13 protein-coding genes are annotated in these 19,133 nt (G+C 66.8%); 9 read left to right on the plus strand and 4 right to left on the minus strand.

Annotated features, from left to right (window positions below):
• Positions 1-725: 725 nt before the first annotated feature.
• Genes ACH65_RS03920 through ACH65_RS03945 form a run of 6 tightly spaced genes read left to right on the plus strand, consistent with a single transcriptional unit; the run spans position 726 to position 9,373 of the window.
• Positions 726-1,967, plus strand: a complete 1,242-nt coding sequence (locus ACH65_RS03920; RefSeq protein ID WP_049621278.1) for an MFS transporter — start codon at positions 726-728, stop codon at positions 1,965-1,967.
• Positions 1,968-1,991: 24 nt separating this feature from the next.
• The gene (locus ACH65_RS03925) at positions 1,992-5,753 is read left to right on the plus strand and encodes a nitrate reductase subunit alpha (protein WP_049621279.1); all 3,762 of its coding nucleotides are present in this window, start codon (positions 1,992-1,994) and stop codon (positions 5,751-5,753) included.
• Positions 5,750-7,285: a nitrate reductase subunit beta gene (gene narH, locus ACH65_RS03930; RefSeq protein WP_049621280.1), complete on the plus strand. Its 1,536-nt coding sequence runs from the start codon at positions 5,750-5,752 to the stop codon at positions 7,283-7,285. The genes ACH65_RS03925 and narH overlap by 4 nt, the downstream gene beginning before the upstream one ends.
• A gap of 1 nt (position 7,286) precedes the next feature.
• The gene (narJ, locus tag ACH65_RS03935; protein ID WP_049621281.1) at positions 7,287-7,925 is read left to right on the plus strand and encodes a nitrate reductase molybdenum cofactor assembly chaperone; all 639 of its coding nucleotides are present in this window, start codon (positions 7,287-7,289) and stop codon (positions 7,923-7,925) included.
• 27 nt (positions 7,926-7,952) lie between these two features.
• Positions 7,953-8,660: a respiratory nitrate reductase subunit gamma gene (narI, locus tag ACH65_RS03940; RefSeq protein WP_049621282.1), complete on the plus strand. Its 708-nt coding sequence runs from the start codon at positions 7,953-7,955 to the stop codon at positions 8,658-8,660.
• The gene (locus ACH65_RS03945) at positions 8,657-9,373 is read left to right on the plus strand and encodes a peptidylprolyl isomerase (protein ID WP_049621283.1); all 717 of its coding nucleotides are present in this window, start codon (positions 8,657-8,659) and stop codon (positions 9,371-9,373) included. Before narI ends, ACH65_RS03945 begins: the two co-directional genes overlap by 4 nt.
• 193 nt (positions 9,374-9,566) lie before the next feature.
• Here ACH65_RS03945 and ACH65_RS03950 read toward each other — a convergent pair whose 3' ends face one another.
• Positions 9,567-10,667 carry a PA0069 family radical SAM protein gene (locus ACH65_RS03950; RefSeq protein WP_049621284.1) on the minus strand — a complete coding sequence of 367 codons (1,101 nt, stop codon included), beginning with the start codon at positions 10,665-10,667 and terminating at the stop codon, positions 9,567-9,569.
• 10 nt (positions 10,668-10,677) lie between these two features.
• Positions 10,678-12,930 (minus strand): hypothetical protein, encoded by a 2,253-nt coding sequence (locus tag ACH65_RS03955; RefSeq protein ID WP_049621285.1) that lies wholly within the window; start codon positions 12,928-12,930, stop codon positions 10,678-10,680.
• Positions 12,931-13,074: 144 nt separating this feature from the next.
• On the opposite strand from ACH65_RS03955, the gene ACH65_RS03960 reads away from it, so the two are divergent.
• Both ACH65_RS03960 and ACH65_RS03965 read left to right on the plus strand, forming a co-directional pair.
• Complete coding sequence (locus ACH65_RS03960; protein WP_049621286.1) at positions 13,075-13,302, plus strand: hypothetical protein; 228 nt, start codon at positions 13,075-13,077, stop codon at positions 13,300-13,302.
• Positions 13,303-13,383: 81 nt separating this feature from the next.
• A complete protein-coding gene (locus ACH65_RS03965; RefSeq protein ID WP_049621287.1) occupies positions 13,384-13,644 on the plus strand; it encodes a GlsB/YeaQ/YmgE family stress response membrane protein in 261 nt (86 codons plus the stop codon).
• Positions 13,645-13,708: 64 nt separating this feature from the next.
• On the opposite strand, the gene ACH65_RS03970 is transcribed toward ACH65_RS03965, so the two are convergent.
• Together ACH65_RS03970 and ACH65_RS03975 are read right to left on the minus strand one after the other, a co-directional pair.
• Positions 13,709-15,370 carry an MFS transporter gene (locus ACH65_RS03970; RefSeq protein WP_049621288.1) on the minus strand — a complete coding sequence of 554 codons (1,662 nt, stop codon included), beginning with the start codon at positions 15,368-15,370 and terminating at the stop codon, positions 13,709-13,711.
• Positions 15,371-15,545: 175 nt separating this feature from the next.
• Positions 15,546-16,949 carry a carbohydrate porin gene (locus tag ACH65_RS03975; RefSeq protein WP_049621289.1) on the minus strand — a complete coding sequence of 468 codons (1,404 nt, stop codon included), beginning with the start codon at positions 16,947-16,949 and terminating at the stop codon, positions 15,546-15,548.
• Positions 16,950-17,172: 223 nt separating this feature from the next.
• On the opposite strand from ACH65_RS03975, the gene acs reads away from it, so the two are divergent.
• A complete protein-coding gene (acs, locus tag ACH65_RS03980) occupies positions 17,173-19,113 on the plus strand; it encodes an acetate--CoA ligase (RefSeq protein ID WP_049621290.1) in 1,941 nt (646 codons plus the stop codon).
• The last annotated feature ends 20 nt before the right edge of the window (positions 19,114-19,133 follow it).

Raw genomic sequence — 19,133 nt, forward strand, 5'->3', positions numbered from 1 at the left:
GCGTCAGCGCCTTGCTGGCCGGCGGCGCCGCGGCCGAGGCGGCCGCGGCGGGCTGGCCGGCGCCGGCCGCCTTGTCCTGATCGTGATGCCCGCAGGCGGCGAGCGCCGCCAGCAACAACAGGCCGCCGATCCGCGCGACCCGGCGGTACGACGCACAAGCCTTCCCTCGACTCTGCATGGCAGCTCCTCCCGAACTGCCGGCGAGTATGGGGGAAACTTATGGCGGCGTGGTGGCGCCCGCCGGGCCCTGCGCTTGCGCCATGCCCAGTAGGAGCACCTTGCGCGACAAGCCCATGCAACCCTTCCCCAACCGCCCCGGTCGCGCAGGGCGCGCTCCCCCTGATTCGTCCGAACTGGTTCCACCCTGACAAGCGTTTTCAAGTAGCTGTCCGGGGCCGCGCGAAACAGCGGTAGGTGCAAGCAACGCTAATGCCGAACATCTCAGACGTTTTATGAGCCCGGAGCACCGAAATTGAGGTTGCCCGTGGATGCCAACTCCATCGCGAAACAAGTGCGGGCCCCCTTGCCAGTCGACGTTGCTAACGCTCCCATCATCCGAATTTAACTTGTGCGCGACGATGGTGCACCAGATGACGCCGGAGGTCCTCCGGCGTTATTTGATGCAGATCAAGTGGTAAGCGCATTCGCTTCGTTAGCGTGCAGCGGGTTCATGGGTACTTGCCCATGCACGCCACCCGGAATCCAGCCTGGATAAGGAAGAGGGAATGAGCGTTGCATACAGGGTGCTGTTCATCAGCACATTCGCGTTTATCGTGTGCTTCGCCGTATGGATGGCCTTCGGTGTGATTGGTATCCCGATACGTCATGAGCTGCACCTCAATGCGACGGAATTCGGCCTGCTGACCGCCACGCCCATCCTCAGCGGTGCGCTATTGCGGCTTCCCTTAGGCATCTGGACCGACCGCTTCGGCGGCCGTATGGTCATGACCATCCTGCTGGCAGCGACCGCGATTCCGGTATGGCTGGTGAGCTACGCCACCACACTGTGGCAGTTTCTTGCCATCGGTCTCTGCCTCGGCGCAGTGGGCGCTTCGTTTGCCGTCGGCACGCCCTACGTGGCGCGGTTCTTTCCCGCCAACCGCCGTGGTTTCGCCATGGGGTTCTTTGGCGCTGGCACCAGCGGTGCCGCCCTCAACATGTTCGCGGCGCCGGCCATCGTGGATGCATTGGGTTGGCACGCCGTGCCGCGCATCTATGCGGTGGCACTCCTGGCCACGGCGGCGATCTTCTGGGTGCTGTCGGCACCCGACCCCGGTGTGCGCAGCCAGCAAGCGCCAAGCATGCGCCAGCAATTTCAGGTACTGCGCAACCCCCGCGTGTGGAAATATTGCCAGTACTACTCGCTCACCTTCGGTGGATTTACGGCGCTGTCGGTGTGGATGCCGCAGTACTTTGCCGGGGAATACGGCCTGGGCATTGCCACGGCCTCGGCATTGGCCGCCTGTTTCTCATTACCAGCTGGTGCGTTGCGTGCGGTAGGCGGCGCGCTGTCCGATCGGTTCGGTGCGCATGCGCTCACGTGGTGGGTATTGTGGCTCGCCTGGATCGCCTTGTTCCTGCTGTCGTATCCACAGACGCAGCTGATCGTGCAAACGGTCCGCGGCCCCACAAACTTCCATATCGGGCTCAACGTATGGATGTTTACGCCATTGCTGTTCGTGCTGGGCGTTGCGCTCGCATTCGGCATGGCGTCCACGTTCAAGTACCTGGGCGACGACTTTTCGGAAGCACTGGGCATCGTGACGGGCATCGTCGGACTGGCCGGTGGCCTCGGCGGTTTTCTGCTGCCGATCCTGTGGGGTGGTTTGCTGGATCTGCTTGGCATCCGCTCCAGCGCCTTCATGCTGCTGTACGGCATCGTGTGGGTGTCGCTGATCCTGATCTATTTCACCGAAGTGCGGCGGATCAGTCTCCGCGGCCGCCCGACCACTTCGTCGCCATCTTGAGCTGCTTCACCGGGAGAAAGCACGATGAGCCACTTCCTCGACCGCCTGCGGTACTTCTCGCAGCGTCGCGAGCCTTTTTCGGCCGGCCTTGGCGAAGTGCGCGCGGAGAACCGGCAGTGGGAAGATGGCTACCGCAACCGCTGGCAGCACGACAAGATCGTGCGCTCCACGCACGGCGTGAATTGCACGGGCTCGTGCAGCTGGAAAATCTACGTGAAAGGGGGCGTGGTCACCTGGGAAACGCAGCAGACTGATTATCCGCGCACGCGCGCCGGCATGCCCAATCACGAACCGCGCGGCTGTTCGCGCGGCGCTTCGTATTCGTGGTACCTCTACAGCGCGAACCGCCTGAAATACCCCATGGTGCGTGGTCGCCTGCTGCGACGCTGGCGCGAGGTGCGCAAGACCATGGCGCCGTTGGACGCGTGGGCGGCGCTGATGGCCGATCCGCAAGCGAAGGATTACAAGCCGGTTCGCGGCCTCGGCGGTTTCGTGCGCGCAACCTGGGACGAGGCACTGGAAATCGTCGCGGCTGCCAACGTGCATACGGTGAAACGCCATGGGCCGGATCGCGTGATCGGCTTCTCACCGATCCCCGCGATGTCGATGGTCTCCTACGCTGCAGGTACCCGTTATCTGAGCCTGATTGGCGGAACCTTATTGTCGTTCTACGACTGGTATTGCGATCTGCCGCCATCGAGTCCGCAGACCTGGGGCGAGCAGACCGACGTGCCGGAATCGGCGGATTGGTACAACGCCGCCTACATCATCGCCTGGGGTTCGAACGTGCCGCAGACACGCACGCCCGACGCGCACTTCTTCGTCGAGGCACGTTACAACGGTACACGTGTGGTAGCGGTCACGCCCGATTACGCAGAAGTGGCGAAGCTGTCCGACCTCTGGCTGCATCCCAAGCAGGGCACCGATGCCGCGCTCGCGATGGCGATGGGGCACGTGGTGCTGCGCGAATTCTTCCTCGATCGCCAATGCGACTATTTTCAAGCCTACTGTCGGCGCTATACCGACCTGCCGTTACTAGTCACGCTACGGCACGATGGCGAGCGCTGGATCCCTGATCGCTACCTGCGCGCTAGCGATTTTGCCGATGCCCTGGGCAGCCCTGGACATGCCGAGTGGAAAACAGTGGGTTTCGACGCAAGCGGCAGACTGGTCGTGCCGCAAGGCGCCATCGGCTTTCGCTGGCCGGGGCAGGACAGTGAAGATCGGGGCAAGTGGAACCTGGAGCAGAAGGCGGCGGACGGGATGCTCGTCGAGCTCAACTTAAGCCAGATCGACCGGTGTGACGACGCACTGGACGTTGCGTTTCCCTACTTCGGCGGCACGCCGCACGAACATTTCCCGCACAACACCCAAGATGGCGACGTGCTGCTGCGCCGCGTGCCGGTGCGCCGCGTGGCGACGCGCGATGGCGACTGCATGGTCGCCACGGTTTTCGATCTGCTGTGCGCCCATTACGGGCTCGACCGCGGCCTGGGCGGTACCTGTGCGAAAAGCTACGACGACAACCTTCCTTACACGCCGACCTGGCAGCAGGCGATCACCGGGGTATCGGCGGAACATGCCATCGCCGTGGCGCGGGCCTTCGCGGAAACCGCCGAGAAAACCCACGGACGCTCGATGGTCATCATCGGCGCTGGTATGAACCATTGGTTCCACCAGGACATGAACTATCGCAGCATCATCAACATACTGATGCTGTGCGGCACCATCGGTGTGTCCGGCGGCGGCTGGGCGCATTATGTCGGCCAGGAAAAGCTGCGCCCGCAAACCGGCTGGACCGCCTTGGCGTTCGCGCTCGACTGGATTCGCCCGCCGCGGCAGATGAATGGCACCTCATTCTTCTACGCGCATTCGGACCAGTGGCGCTACGAAAAACTCGATGTCGAAGAGTTGCTGTCGCCGTTGGCACCACGCGGCAAATACGGCCATAGCCTGATCGACTGCAACGTGCGCGCCGAACGGATGGGCTGGCTGCCGTCGGCGCCACAATTGGCGCGCAACCCCTTGGAGGTTGCGCGCGAAGCGGCGCAATCGGGAATCGACCCGCGCGACTATGTGGCCGATGCACTGCAGTCGGGCAAGTTGCACATGGCCTGCGAAGATCCCGATGATCCCGCCAACTTCCCGCGCAACCTGTTCATCTGGCGCTCCAACTTGTTCGGCTCGTCCGGCAAGGGGCACGAGTATTTCCTGCGCCATTTCCTGGGTACGCGCCACGGCCTGCAAGGCAAGGACCTGGGCGAAGAAGGCGGGCGCAAGCCCGAGGAGGTCACGTGGCATGCGCAGGCTCCGGAGGGCAAGCTGGACCTGGTGGTGACGCTGGACTTCCGCATGTCCACGTCCTGTCTGTATTCCGACATCGTGCTGCCGACGGCGTCGTGGTACGAGAAGAACGATCTCAATACTTCCGACATGCATCCTTTCATCCACCCGCTGTCGGCGGCGGTGGATCCGGTGTGGGAGTCCAAGAGCGACTGGGAAATCTTCAAGGCCGTGGCCAAGCGCTTTTCCGAACTCGCGCAAGGCCAGCTTGGCGTCGAGCGGGACGTGGTGCTGACGCCGATCATGCACGACACGGCCGGCGAGCTGGCTCAGCCTTTCGACGTGCGCGATTGGAAGAAAGGAGAGTGCGCGTTCGTTCCGGGCGTGACCGCGCCGGCTATCACCGTGGTCGAACGTGATTACCCGGCCACCTATGCACGCTTCACCTCGCTGGGTCCGTTGATGGACAAGCTTGGCAACGGTGGCAAGGGCATCGCCTGGAATACCGAGGAGGAAGTGCGCGGCCTCGGCGGATTGAACTACCTCGTCGAGGATGGCCCTGCGAAAGGTCGGCCCCGCATCGTCAGTGATATCGACGCCGCGGAAACGATCTTGCATCTGGCGCCGGAAACGAACGGACAGGTGGCGATCAAGGCATGGGAAGCGTTGTCGCACATCACCGGCCGCGTCCATCGCCATTTGGCCGAAGCGCGTGAGGACGAAAAGATCCGCTATCGCGACATCCAGGCGCAGCCGCGCAAGATCATCAGCTCGCCCACCTGGTCCGGCATCGAGAGCGAGCACGTGAGCTACAGCGCCGGCTGGACCAACGTGAACGAGCTGATCCCGTGGCGCACGCTCAGCGGCCGCCAGCAGTTCTATCAGGATCATGCGTGGCTGCGCGATTTCGGCGAAGGATTTGCGCTGTATCGGCCCCCCATCGACACGCGCTCGGTGGCTGCGCTGCATGGCAAGCGCCCTAACGGAAATCCGGAGCTGACGCTGAACTTCATCACGCCGCACCAGAAATGGGGCATCCATTCCACCTATACCGACAACCTGATCATGCTCACGCTATCGCGCGGCGGCCCGATCGTGTGGCTGTCCGAGGCGGACGCAAAACGCGGCGGCATCGTCGACAACGATTGGATCGAGCTTTTCAACATCAACGGCGCGATCACTGCGCGCGCGGTGGTCAGCCAGCGTGTGCAGGAGGGCATGGTGATGATGTATCACGCGCAGGAGAAGATCGTGAACGTACCCGGCTCCGAAATCACCGGCATGCGCGGCGGCATCCACAACTCGGTAACACGCACGGTACTCAAACCCACCCATATGGTTGGCGGTTACGCGCAACTGTCCTGGGGTTTCAATTATTACGGCACCGTCGGTTCCAATCGCGATGAATTCGTAATCGTGCGCAAGATGGCAAGCGTGGATTGGATGGATCGCGTGCAACGCGAACAACGGCAAAACGCTTCGGCCCGAGGGAATGCGACATGAAGGTCCGCGCGCAAATCGCCATGGTGCTGAATCTGGACAAGTGCATCGGCTGCCACACCTGTTCGGTCACCTGCAAGAATGTATGGACTTCGCGCCAGGGCATGGAATACGCCTGGTTCAACAACGTGGAGACGAAACCGGGCATCGGCTATCCGAAGGATTGGGAGAATCAGGATCGTTGGCACGGTGGCTGGGTGCGCAAGCCCAATGGGCAACTGCAACCCAAGCAAGGTGGGCGACTGGCCGTGCTGGCAAAGATCTTCGCCAACCCGCATCTCCCTGATATCGACGACTACTACGAGCCCTTCACGTTCGACTACGAAAACCTGCAGACCGCGCCAGAACTGCCTACCACGCCGGTCGCGCGCCCTATCTCGCTGGTCAGCGGCCGTACCATGGAGAAGGTCAATTGGGGCCCGAACTGGGAAGAAATACTCGGTGGCGAATTCGACAAGCGCAGCGCCGACTACAACTTCGAGGCGGTGCAAAAAGACATCTACGGCCAGTTCGAAAACACCTTCATGATGTATCTGCCACGCCTGTGCGAGCACTGTCTCAATCCGGCGTGCGTGGCGTCCTGCCCTTCGGGCTCGATCTACAAGCGCGAGGAAGATGGCATCGTGCTGATCGACCAGGACAAATGCCGCGGATGGCGCATGTGCGTCTCTGGCTGCCCCTACAAGAAGATCTACTACAACTGGACCTCCGGCAAAGCTGAGAAGTGCACCTTCTGCTATCCGCGCGTCGAGGCCGGCATGCCCACGGTGTGCTCGGAAACATGCGTGGGCCGTATCCGCTATCTCGGCGTGCTGCTCTATGACGCCGATCGCATCAACCAAGCGGCCGCGGTGGAGAATCCGCACGATCTGTACCAGGCGCAGCTGGATCTCTTCCTGGATCCGAACGATCCCACGGTGCAACGCCAGGCACAGGCCGACGGCGTGCCCGAAGCGTGGCTGGAAGCGGCCAGGCAGTCGCCAACCTACAAGATGGCGGTGGAATGGAAAATCGCCTTTCCGCTGCATCCGGAATACCGGACACTGCCGATGGTGTGGTACGTGCCGCCCCTGTCGCCGATCCAGGCACACGCCAACGCGGGAGCGATCGAGAGCACGGAGGGCGTGCCCGACGTCGATCTACTGCGCATCCCGGTGCGCTATCTTGCCAACTTGCTTACCGCCGGCAACGAAGCACCCGTCATCAGTGCGTTGAAGCGCATGCTGGCGATGCGAGCCTGGTTCCGCACCAAGCAGCTCGGCGGCATGCCAGCGCCATCGCTGTTGCAAGAGAACGGGCTTGACCTGGCAACGGTCGAGGCCATGCATCGCTACTTGGCGATCGCCAACTACGAGGACCGCTTCGTGATCCCTACGGCGCACCGCGAGGAGGCCGAAAACCTGTATGCGCTACGTGGCGGCTGTGGCTTCAGCTTCGGCAATGGCTGCGACGGAGTCGAAACCCAGTCCAGCCTGTTTGGCGGGCGCATGGGCCGCCGCAAGATCATTCCCATCCGGATGCTGGACGACCACTGACATGCGCACCGATCACGCCCTGTTTCTGCGCGCGCTATCGGCGCTGCTTGCCTATCCGGACTCGGAGCTGCGTGCCGCGTTGCCAGAGATCGACACCACCGTTCGCAACACGCGCGACCTGAAAACCAGGACGCGCGATGAGCTGCTTGCATTGCTCGACGAGCTATCCCGCAGCGATGCGCTCGAAGCCGAAGCCCATTTCGTCGACGTGTTCGATCGCGGACGCAGCACGTCGCTGAACCTGTTCGAGCACATACACGGCGACGGACGTGAGCGCGGCTCGGCGATGCTGGATCTTCGGCAGCGCTATCTTGAGGCCGGGCTTGAACCCAGCGGCAACGAATTACCCGACCACCTTCCTGTTCTACTGGAATACCTAAGCTGCCGCGATGGTGCCGAAACGCGTGAAACCCTCGGTGACTGCGCGCACATCCTGCGGGCGATAGGCAACCGCCTGCTCCATCGCCGCAGCCACTATGCCGCCGTGTTCACCGCGCTGTTGGAGTTGGCTCACGCGGACGGTCTCGATCCGCATGCGCGCGTTCCCGCGCCGGAAAATCTGGACATCAGTTGGGAGGAGCGCCCGGCCTTTGCCAACGACCGGGCACCGCCATGCCGTCCGGCTGACTTCCGTCGTTGATTTTTCTTGTCGACAACAGAGACTGACATGAACGCCGCCACCAGCATGCAACTGTTCCTGTTCGGTATCTATCCGTACATCTGCCTGTCGGTACTGCTGCTGGGCAGCCTGGTACGGTTCGACCGCGAACCGTACACCTGGAAGAGTGATTCCTCGCAGATGTTGCGAGCGGGCCATCTGAGGATGGGCTCCAATCTTTTCCATTACGGCATCCTGGTGGTGGTGCTCGGACATTTCTTCGGCTTCCTGGCACCGCACTGGGCGATCGACTGGGCCATGGACCCAGCGCGGCACCAGTTGCTGGCAATGGTGGGTGGCGGCCTTGCCGGCGTGGTGGCGATCATAGGATTGAGCATCCTGATCCATCGCCGCCTTGCCGATCCGCGCATCCGCCGTAACGGCCGCAAGTGGGATATCGCAGTGGTGTTGATGCTGTGGCTGCAATTGCTGCTCGGCCTGCTCACCGTGCCCGTGTCGGCACAGCATATGGATGGCGCGGAATTCGAGCTGCTCACCACCTACGTGAAAGGTATCGTCAGCTTCCGCAGTGACGTGGCCGGGCTGCTGCTGCAGGTACCGTGGGTCTACCGCCTGCATATCCTGCTTGGATTCACGATCTTCCTGATCTCGCCGTTCACGCGCATGGTACACATCTGGAGCGGCGCCGGCACCTTGGCTTATCTGTTCCGCCCTTATCAACTCGTGCGCACGCGCAAGCGGGCGATGCGTCCATGACCATTCGCGTCAACGGTGTTGCCGTTTCCGAGCAGGATTGGCCTTCGCCGCAAATGGCCGCCATCCACGAGCTACTGCGCCAGCGCGCCATGGGGCTTGGATGGCTGGACGAGAATGCAACACGGCAGGAGATCGAACAGGCAATCGAGCGCGTGCTGACCGAAGAAGTGCCTGTGCCCGGCGTGGACGAAGCGGCCTGCCGGCGCTATTACGCCCAGCACCTTCAACGCTACCAAAGCGGGGAACTGGTATTTGCCCGGCACATTCTTTTTCAGATAGTGTCGGGCGTACCCGTGGCGGCCGTACGTGCCATAGCGGAAGCCATGCTGGCCGAACTGCGCACGCGACCGGAACTGTTTGCCGAACGCGCACGCAGCCATTCGAATTGCCCGTCGGGAGAACTCGGCGGTGAACTAGGGCAACTGCAGCGGGGCACCACCGCGCCCGAGTTCGAGCAGGCACTGTTCGGGAACACGGTGCTCGGCATATTGCCTCAATTGATCAAGACGCGCTTTGGTTTCCACATCGTTGCAGTCGATCAACGCGTCCCCGGCGAACAGCTGCCTTTCGAACAGGTAAGCGAGCGCGTCGCCGAGGATCTGTGCCGCGATGCCGAGGCGCGCGCGCTTAGCTTGTACGTACGAGTGCTGGCCGGTCACGCTGAATTGCAGGGTGTCCAACTCGACGTGACGGCATTGCCACTAATGCAGTAATCAAGATGGCGCGCCTGTTGCCGAAGCGCTCGGCCAGACCGCACCACTCGGCGATACAGATGCAAAGGCTCGCATTGAGCAGCTTGAAGTCCGTCATGCTGTCGTTGCGCACGCTGTTTGTGCTGTTCTTCGTGATATCTATCCGAGGAGTCGAACATCAGCTGGACGTCGTACAAGTAGCGCCGACAAGCTCTTAAAACAGCTCGCCCTGCGGCGAGGGCTCGCGCGGCGGCACGAAGCGCGAGGTGTCGAGCGCCAGCGAGCGGGCGCGGGCAAAGCCGTGCTTGCGGCAGGCCACCTCGAAGCGGCGGCGCAGGAGTTCGGCGAACACGCCCTGCCCGCGCATGCGGGTGCGGAAATCGCTGTCGTAGTCGCGCCCGCCGTTCATCTGCCGCACCAGGCTCATCACGTGCTCCGCGCGCTGCGGCGCATGCAGCGCCAGCCATTCGCGGAACAGCTGCTTGAGCTCGTACGGCAGCCGCAGCACGGTGTAGCCGGCCATGTTGGCGCCGGCCCCGGCGGCGGCGGCCAGCACGTGCTCCATGTGCATGTCGTTGAGCGCGGGGATGATCGGCGCCACCAGCACGCCCACCGGCACGCCGGCCTCGCTCAGCGTGCGGATGGCTTTCAGGCGCCGATGCGGCGCGCTGGCGCGCGGCTCGAGCTTGGCGGCGAGCTGGTTGTCCAGTCCGTTGACCGAGACGAACACCTGCACCAGCCGCTCGCGCGCCAGCGGCACCAGCAGGTCGAGGTCGCGCTCGACCAGGGCGTTCTTGGTCACGATGGTGCACGGGTGGCGGCATGCGAGCAGCAGTTCCAGCGCGGCGCGGGTGAGCCGCCAGCGCTTCTCGATCGGCTGGTAGGGGTCGGTGTTGCTGCCGAGGTTGATCGGGCTGACCTTGTAGCCGGGCTTGCCGAGGTCCGCGCGCAAGACCTCGGCGAGGTTGCTCTTGGCGCGCAGCTTGGTCTCGAAATCGAGCCCCGGCGAGAGGTTGAGGTAACTGTGCGAGGGCCGCGCGAAGCAGTAGATGCAGCCGTGCTCGCAGCCGCGGTAGGGGTTGAGCGCCTGCTCGAAGGCGATGTCCGGCGAGTCGTTGCGGGTGATCACCGAGCGGGCGCGCTCCTCGGTGACCTCGGTGCGCGGGCGCGGCGCGTCCTCGTCGAGCAGCGCGCTCTGCCAGCCGTCGTCCTCGGCGTGGCGGCGGATGGACTCGAAGCGCCCCTCCGGATTGGAGGCGGCGCCGCGGCCCTTGTGGGCTTGCGGCCCGAACGGGTTGGCGGGCACGGAGGACATGGCGGCCAGCCTAGCGCGCGGAAATCTCAGCCGCTGCGACACCCGGCGGCGCGAGCTGACGGGCCAGTTCGCGCGCCATCGCGGGCAAGGGGTAGTTGTGCTCCAGCTGGCGGCGCAGTTCGTCGAACACCGGCGCGGAGAGGGTCCAGCCGAGCGGTATCGGGTAGTCGCCGGGGCACACGCGGAAATGCCACAGCAGGTCGCCGCGCGCGGGGTTGCCTTCGTCCTCGTGCAGCGTGCGCAGCAGCTGGATGCGCGCGTAGGCGCCGCGGGCGATGCGCGTGTCCAGCAGGGCCTGGAACGGCGCCACCGCCTCCCCGCTCGGCGCGGCGGCGGCCGCCGCGGCCGGCCGCGCGCAGGCGGCGGCGTAGAACGGCATGAAGTGCGCGGGGTCGTGGCGGTCGACGAAATCCGTCAGCGCCGGGTCGTTGCTGAGGTGCAAGACGATGAAGCGCAGCGCCTGCCCGCGCCGCGCCGCGATGTCCTTGAGCTGGCGCATCACCTCCAGCAGCGTGGTGGCGCCGGAGTTCTCGAAGTAGCCGCCGTCCACCAACTGCAACGCGGCCGGCACCGCGGGGGTGGCGCCGGCCGTCTCCAGCGTGCCGGCGGGGCTGATGTAGGTGAAGCGCGCGCTGTTCAGCACCGCCTCGCTCAGCGGCACGCGCGGGTCGAGCCACACCGCGCCGTCGAAGGCCGCTGCCCACGGCTGGTGCTGCGGCGTGGCGAGCGGGCGGAACGGGTGCTGGATGAAGCGCCGCCCTTCCGCCACCGTGGTGCTGTTGAGGAACAGCGCGGGCGTGGACGTGTCCACGCGGCCGTCGGGGCGCAGGTAGAGCGCGCTGAAGGGCTGCGCGAAGGCCGCGCCGCCCGGCAGCACCTGTGCCGCGTCCTCCCAGGCGCGGGTGAGCGCGCGGGCGCGGTCGTCGAACCAGGCGCCGGGCAGCCAGCGCTGGGTGAAGTCCACGAACAGCAGGTTGGCCAGGGTGGGGGCGAGGAAGTCGTGGCCGAGCAGCTGCTGCGTGCGCGTCTCCAGGCCGTCGCGGCCGGCGGGTGCGCGCAGCAGCACCGCGTAGCTGGCCAGCCCCAGGCTGCCGCCGGACACGCCGCTGCCGGCGAAGAGGTAGCGCGCCAGCAGCGGCGCGCCCGCGCCCCGCGGGCGCTGCGCCTCCACCAGGGCGGTGAGCCGGGCCAGCACCAGCGCGGTCCACGCCGCACCGCGGATGCCGCCGCCCTCGGCCGACACCATCACCACCGGGCACGGCGAGCGCCCGGCGCAGCGATCGTCCAGCCAGGCGTTCGCGTAGGCCTCGAAGCTGGGCCGGGTATCGGGCGGCGGCGGGGCCGGATGCTGGTGGGTGCTCATCGCCGGGTACTGCCGCACGCGATGGTTGTCGTTGAGGTGCAGCGCGTGCAGCGCGGCGGTGAGCAGCAGCAGCACGCTGAGCAGCGGCCAGCCGCGGCGGTCGGCCAGCATGCACAGGAAGCTGCCGGACAGGGTCAGGAAACTGGCCGCCAGCAGCGCGGTCGCCAGCGGCCCGCTGCCGTCGAACAGGGTGGGCCGCCAGGCCACCAGGGCCGTGACCGTGACGTTGAGCAGCAGCGCGCCGGCGAAGACGCGCAACGGCGCCCGCCCGAGCTGGCTCAGCTTGCGCGCGCGCGGCTCCTGCGACGGCCGCGGCGCCAGGGCGGCCGGCGTGCCGCGCCAGCGGCACCAACCGTGCACCAGGCGGCGGCGGCCAGCGAAGAAGGCGATCAACGCCACGCTCTCCAGCAGCAGGCCCAATGCCCGCGCATCGCGGCGCCCGCACGCCTCGGCCAGCTGACAGGCTCCCGGCGGCACCAGGGCCGAGGCGCGCAGGTAGCCGAGCACCAGCCACGCCGGCACCGCGGCGCCAAGCCCGCGCGGCAGCCAGTCGCGCAGGGCGCGCGCGTGCGGATCCTGCAGGGCCGGCCAGCGCGGGTAGACCATGCGGTAGGCGTGCCGCGCGGCATACCACGCCGCCAGCCCCGCGCAGGCGCTGCCGGCCAGCAGCCACAGGTAGCGGCCGGGATCGGGGTCGATCCACAGCGCGATCACGAACAGTTCGGCGGCCTGCCCCACGCCCGCGGTCATGAACGCCGCCGCCGCCAGGATCAGCAGCGGCACGCGCAGCGGCTTGAAGTGATCGAGCAGGATCGACAGCCACCCCGCCAGCCGCAGCAGCGTCCGGTAGCGGCGCCGGCGGGCGCGGCGCTGGCGCGGCGGCATGGCGGGGTGCGGCATCGGCGGCTCTCCGGCGGGCGGCGCGGCGGACTGGGCGCAGCATAAGCCTTATCGGCTAGGCCGCCGCCGGCGAATGGCCGGCGCACTATGATGCGCACACGGCCACCGCCGCGGTGGCCCCTGCCCGCTGCCACGAGGTGCGCCATGCGCTGGGTCCTGCTCACCGCCACCGTGCTCGCCCTGGTGCTGGGCTGCACCCGCCACGGCCCCGGCGCGATGGCGCTGTGGCTGCTGCTCGGCCTGCTGGGCGCCTTCGCCACCGTGCTGGCGTTCGCCCAGGCGCGCATCAGCGCGCACGCGCGCACCGAGTCGCTGAACGACTACGACCTTGCCCGCCTGCGCGAGGGCAAACCGCCGCTGAAGCACCCCTGACGGCCCTCACGCGCACTGCACGCGCGCCTGCCGAAGCTGCTTCGGCAACCGGGCTCCGGCCCGCCGCGAAGGAGCCAGGACATGACGGCAACGGGCTTGATCATCTTCCTGCTGGTGGGCGCGGTCGCCGGCTGGCTGGCCGGCCTGATCGTGCGCGGCTTCGGTTTCGGCCTGCTGGGCAACATCGTGGTGGGCATCGTCGGCGCCCTGCTCGCCGGCTGGCTGCTGCCGATGCTCGGCCTGGGCTTCCACGTCGGCGGGCCGATCCTCGACGCCATCGTGCACGCGCTGATCGGCGCGGTGATCCTGCTGGTGATCATCGGCCTGGTCCGGCGCGTGTGAGGTCCGGCCAGGTGAAGGCGCGCCGGTCACGCCGGCGCGCCTTCACCCTGTTCCAACGGCCGGCTCAGCCGGTGGTGATGTCCGTGTCCTTGGTCTCGCGCAGGAACAGCAGGCCGATCACGAAGCCCGCCGCGGCCACCAGGATCGGGTACCACAGGCCGTAGTAGATGTCGCCCTTCCACGCCACCAGCATAAAGCCGATGGTGGGCACGAAGCCGCCGAACCAGCCGTTGCCGATGTGGTAGGGCAGGCTCATCGAGGTGTAGCGGATGCGGGTGGGGAACATCTCCACCAGCCACGCGGCGATCGGGCCGTAGACCATGGTCACGTAGAGCACCAGGATCGCCAGCAGCAGCACCAGCATCGTCTTGTTGGCGCGGGCCGGGTCGGCCTTCTCCGGATAGCCGGCCTGGCCCAGCGCGGCGCTGGCCTGCTCGCCGAAGGCCTTGCCCTTGGCGGCGAAGGCCGCGCTGTCCAGGCCGCCGCCCTCGAACGACTCGATCCGCTGCTCGCCCACCTGCACGATCGCCACCGCGCCGGCCGGCGCCGCCTGGTTGGCGTAGGGGATGCCCTTCTTGGCCAGGTAGCTCTTGGCCACGTCGCAGGAGCTGGTGAACTTGGTCTTGCCCACCGGATCGAACTGGAAGCTGCAGCGGTTCGGGTCGGCCAGCACCGTCACCGGCGCCGCCGCCGCGGCCTGCTCGATGGCCGGGTTGCCGAAGTGGGTGAGCCCCTTGAAGATCGGGAAATAGGTGAGCGCGGCGATCAGGCAGCCGGCCAGCACCACCGTCTTGCGGCCGATGCGGTCGGACAACCAGCCGAAGAACACGAAAAACGGCGTGCCGAGGGCCAGCGCGGCGGCGATCAGCAGGTTGGCCGTGGTGGCGTCGATCTTCAGGCTCTGGGTGAGGAAGTACAGCGCGTAGAACTGGCCCGTGTACCACACCACCGCCTGCCCCGCGGTGGCACCGAGCAGGGCCAGGATCACCAGCTTGAGGTTCTTCCACTGCCCGAAGGCCTCGGTCAGCGGCGCGACCGAACCCTTGCCCTCGGCCTTCATCTGACGGAACACCGGCGACTCCTGCAGCTGCAGGCGGATGTACACCGAGATCGCCAGCAGCAGCGAGGAGACCAGGAACGGGATGCGCCAGCCCCAGGCGTTGAAGCTGTCCTCGCCCATGCCCGAGCGGGTGCCCAGGATCACCAGCAGCGAGAGGAACAGGCCGAAGGTGGCGGTGATCTGGATGAAGCTGGTGTACAGCCCGCGCTTGCCGGCCGGCGCATGCTCGGCCACGTAGGTGGCCGCGCCGCCGTATTCGCCGCCGAGCGCGAGGCCCTGCAGCAGGCGCAGCGCGATCAGGATCACCGGCGCCGCCGTCCCGATGCTGGCGTAGCCGGGCAGCAGGCCGACCAGGAAGGTCGACAGGCCCATGATCACGATGGTGATGAGGAAGGTGTACTTGCGCCCGATCAGGTCGCCCAGCCGGCCGAACACGATGGCGCCGAACGGCCGCACCGCGAAGCCGGCGGCGAAGGCGAGCAGCGCGAAGATGAACTGGCTGGTCTCGTTGAGGCCGGAGAAGAAGTGCTTGCCGATCAGCGCGGCGAGCGAGCCGTACAGGTAGAAGTCGTACCACTCGAACACGGTGCCCAGGCTCGAAGCCAGCACCACGCGCCGGTGGTTGGTGTAGCGCGAGGAACCCAAGTCGTACACGGTCGCGACCATGATGAACGTCCTCTCACTTGAGATGGTGTGCTGCTGAGATGGTGTGCTGCGCTTCGGGGCCGGAGCCGGCCGCATGCGGCCACTTCGCCCCGACTCCCGTCCTGGTCCTTGGCGCGGCCCGCTCGCGCGGGCCTTCCCCTGGGTCCGACCGGCGGCCCCCTGCCGCCACGCCGGCTCAGAAGCGGTACAGGCCGCTCAGGCTGAACTGGCTGCCGTTGGTGGTCTGCCGGTTGGTGCCGTTGGTGGTGGAATCGAGCTTGTCGTACAGGTATTCCACGCCGAACTCGTAGGGCCCGGAGGTGTACTGCACGTTCACCGCCGCCTGCCGGTTCCTGAGCAGGCCGGTGGAGCCGTTGTTGAGCCAGCGGATCACGTCGCCCTCGTCGGGCTTGCCCTCGGCATAGAACACGTTGGCGCTCCAGTGCGGCGTGAAGCTGTAGCCGACCTGGGCGAAGCCGCCGGTTTCCTTGATGTCGCCGAACTGCGCCATGCTGCCGAACAACTCGCCCAGCGCCTTGCCGGTGTAGAGCAGGCCGCGGAACACCCACGGCCCCGGTTTCCAGGCCGCGCCCACCTCGTAGGCCACGCTCTTGATGTCGGACTTGATCGGCGTGGGCGTGGTGCCGCCCACGCCGCGCAGGTCCACCTTGCTGTAGTGCGCCACCGCGAAGGCCAGCCAGTTCTTGTCCTGTACGTGCAGCCGCGCCTCGACCTGCGGGCGGAAGCCCGCATTGCCGGCGGTGAGGTAGTTGGTGTTGTTGCCCGGGCCGCTCCAGGAACCCTCGAACACGCCCAGGTCCAGCCGCCACTTCGGCCCGGTGCTGCCGTGGTTGAGGTCCTGCATCCACACCAGGCCCGGGTAGCGCCAGCCGATCACGCCAGCGCCGAAGCCGAGCGGAAAGGCGATGTGGGCCAGCGAGTTCGGCACCATGTCCAGCGGGAACATGAATTCCCACTGCTGGCCGATCTGCACCTGGCTGCCGGTGTCCGGGTTGTTGAGCGTGATGTAGGCCTGGCGCATGCGCAGCGCGGCCTGCTCGCGGCTGTAGGGGCCGGTGCCGTTGAAGCCGCCGAAGAAGTCCATCTCGATGCGGCCGCCGCCGTTCCAGTTCTCGTTGAACTTCGGCCCCGCGAAGTCGAGCCAGAAGCGCGTGTTGCGCACGTCGCCGCCGCTCAGCGAACCCTTGGCGCCGGGCACCGGGAATTCGGCGTTCTGGCCGTTGCCGAAACTGAAGTTCTTGCTCTGGGTAAAGGCGGTGGCGTTGATGAAACCGTGCAGCGCCACCGAGACGCCGGGGCCGCTGGCGAACACCGGCTTGGCCTTGGACGAGTCGGCCACCTGCTGCGGTGGCTGGGTGGCCGGCGAGGTGGGCGGGGTGCGCGTCTGCGCGATCTCCGCCTTCTGCGCCTGGATCATGCCCTTGAGTTCGGCCAGCTGCCGCTCCAGCTGGGCCACGCGCTGCTCCAGCTGCTGCTCGCGCGCGCTGTCCTGTGCCGAGGCCGCCAGCGGCAGGCCCAGCGCACAGGCGACGCTCAAGGCCAGCAGTCCGCGACGGCGGATCGTGGATCGCGTAGTCATGTCTTGGCCTCTCCCCAGGTCGATGACGGGCCGAGCTTGGTGATGCTGCACTGCGAGCGCCTATTAGCCATTGGTCTAGCCCCGTGCCGACTCGACCAAAGTCGATGCGCGGCGCCGGCGTCACCCCTGCCGGCGCGGGCTACACTCGGGAACGACCTTCGCGCCGCCGCGCGCGGCGACGATTCCCTGCCGGCGTGCCGCGCCGGTGCACGCAGGAGGCCCCATGTCCAAGCTCTACCCGGTCAAGCCCGCATTCGCCACCACAGCGCACGTCCGCAAGGCGGACTACCAGCGCCTGTACGACGAGTCGATCCGCGACCCGGAAGGCTTCTGGGGCCGCGTGGCCGGGCGGCTGGACTGGACCCGCGCGCCGACGCGCATCAAGAACGTCTCCTACGACCCGGCCGACCTGCACATCCGCTGGTACGAGGACGGCGAGCTCAACGTGGCCGCCAACTGCCTGGACCGCCACCTCGCCACGCGCGGCGACAAGACCGCGATCATCTTCGAGGGCGACGACCCCGGCGAGTCGCGCACGCTCACCTACCGCGAGCTGCATGCGGAAGTGTGCAAGTTCGCCAACACGCTCAAGCACCTGGGCGTGGCCAAGGGCGACCGCGTGGCGATCTACATGCCGATGGTGCCGGAGGCGGCGGTGGCGATGCTGGCCTGCGCGCGCCTGGGCGCGGTGCACTCGGTGGTGTTCGGCGGCTTCTCGCCGGACTCGCTGGCCGGGCGCATCGGCGACTCCGCCGCCAAGGTGGTGGTGACCGCCGACGAGGGCGTGCGCGGCGGCAAGAAGATCCCGCTCAAGGCCAACGTGGACGCGGCGCTGGAGCGCCCCGGCACCAGCAGCGTGGAGACGGTGATCGTGGTGCGCCGCACCGGCACCGCGGTGCCGATGCAGTCCCCGCGCGACCGCTACTGGCACAGCCTGATGGACGGCCAGACGGCCGATTGCCCGGCCGTGCCGGTGGAGGCCGAGCACCCGCTTTTCATCCTCTACACCTCCGGCTCCACCGGCAAGCCCAAGGGCGTGCTGCACACCTCCGGCGGCTACCTCGTCTACACCAGCTACACCCACGAGCTGGTGTTCGACCTGCGCGAGGACGACGTCTACTGGTGCACCGCCGACGTGGGCTGGATCACCGGCCACAGCTACGTGGTGTATGGCCCGCTCGCCAACGGCGCCACCGTGCTGATGTTCGACGGCGTGCCCAACTACCCGGACGTGAGCCGCTTCTGGCAGGTGGTGGACAAGCACCGCGTCACCCTGTTCTACACCGCGCCCACCGCCATCCGCGCGCTGATGCGCGAGGGCGAGGCGCCGGTGAAGAAGGCCTCGCGCGCCAGCCTGCGCCTGCTCGGCACGGTGGGCGAGCCGATCAACCCGGAGGCCTGGGAGTGGTACTACCGTGTGGTGGGCGAGGAGCGCTGCCCGGTGGTGGACACCTGGTGGCAGACCGAGACCGGCGGCATCCTGATCGCCCCGCTGCCCGGCGCCATCGACGCCAAGCCCGGCTCCGCCACGCTGCCGTTCTTCGGCATCCAGCCGGCGGTGGTGGATGCCGGCGGCGAGCTGCTGCACGGCGCGGCCGAGGGCAACCTGGTGATCGCCGATTCCTGGCCCGGCCAGATGCGCACCGTGTACGGCGACCACCAGCGCTTCATCGACACCTACTTCAAGACCTACCCCGGCAACTACTTCACCGGCGACGGCGTGCGCCGCGACGAGGACGGCTACTACTGGATCACCGGCCGCGTGGACGACGTGATCAACGTCTCCGGCCACCGCATCGGCACCGCCGAGGTGGAGAGCGCGCTGGTGGCGCACCCGAAGGTGGCCGAAGCGGCGGTGGTGGGCTGCCCGCACGAGATCAAGGGCCAGGGCATCTACGCCTACGTCACCCTGGTCGCCGGCGAGGGCGGCAGCGAGGCGCTGCGCAAGGAACTGGTGGCCTGGGTGCGCAAGGAGATCGGCCCCATCGCCACGCCCGACTACATCCAGTGGGCGCCGGGCCTGCCCAAGACCCGCTCGGGCAAGATCATGCGCCGCATCCTGCGCAAGATCGGCGAGAACCGGCCCGACCAGCTCGGCGACATCTCCACCCTGGCCGACCCGGGCGTGGTGAAGAACCTGGTGGAGGAGCGGCTGATCAAGTAGTGCGAGAATCGGGAACAGGG

Origin of the sequence: Frateuria defendens, from assembly GCF_001182895.1 — a bacterium.
In the GTDB taxonomy this organism is placed as follows: Bacteria; Pseudomonadota; Gammaproteobacteria; order Xanthomonadales; family Rhodanobacteraceae; genus Frateuria_B; species Frateuria_B defendens.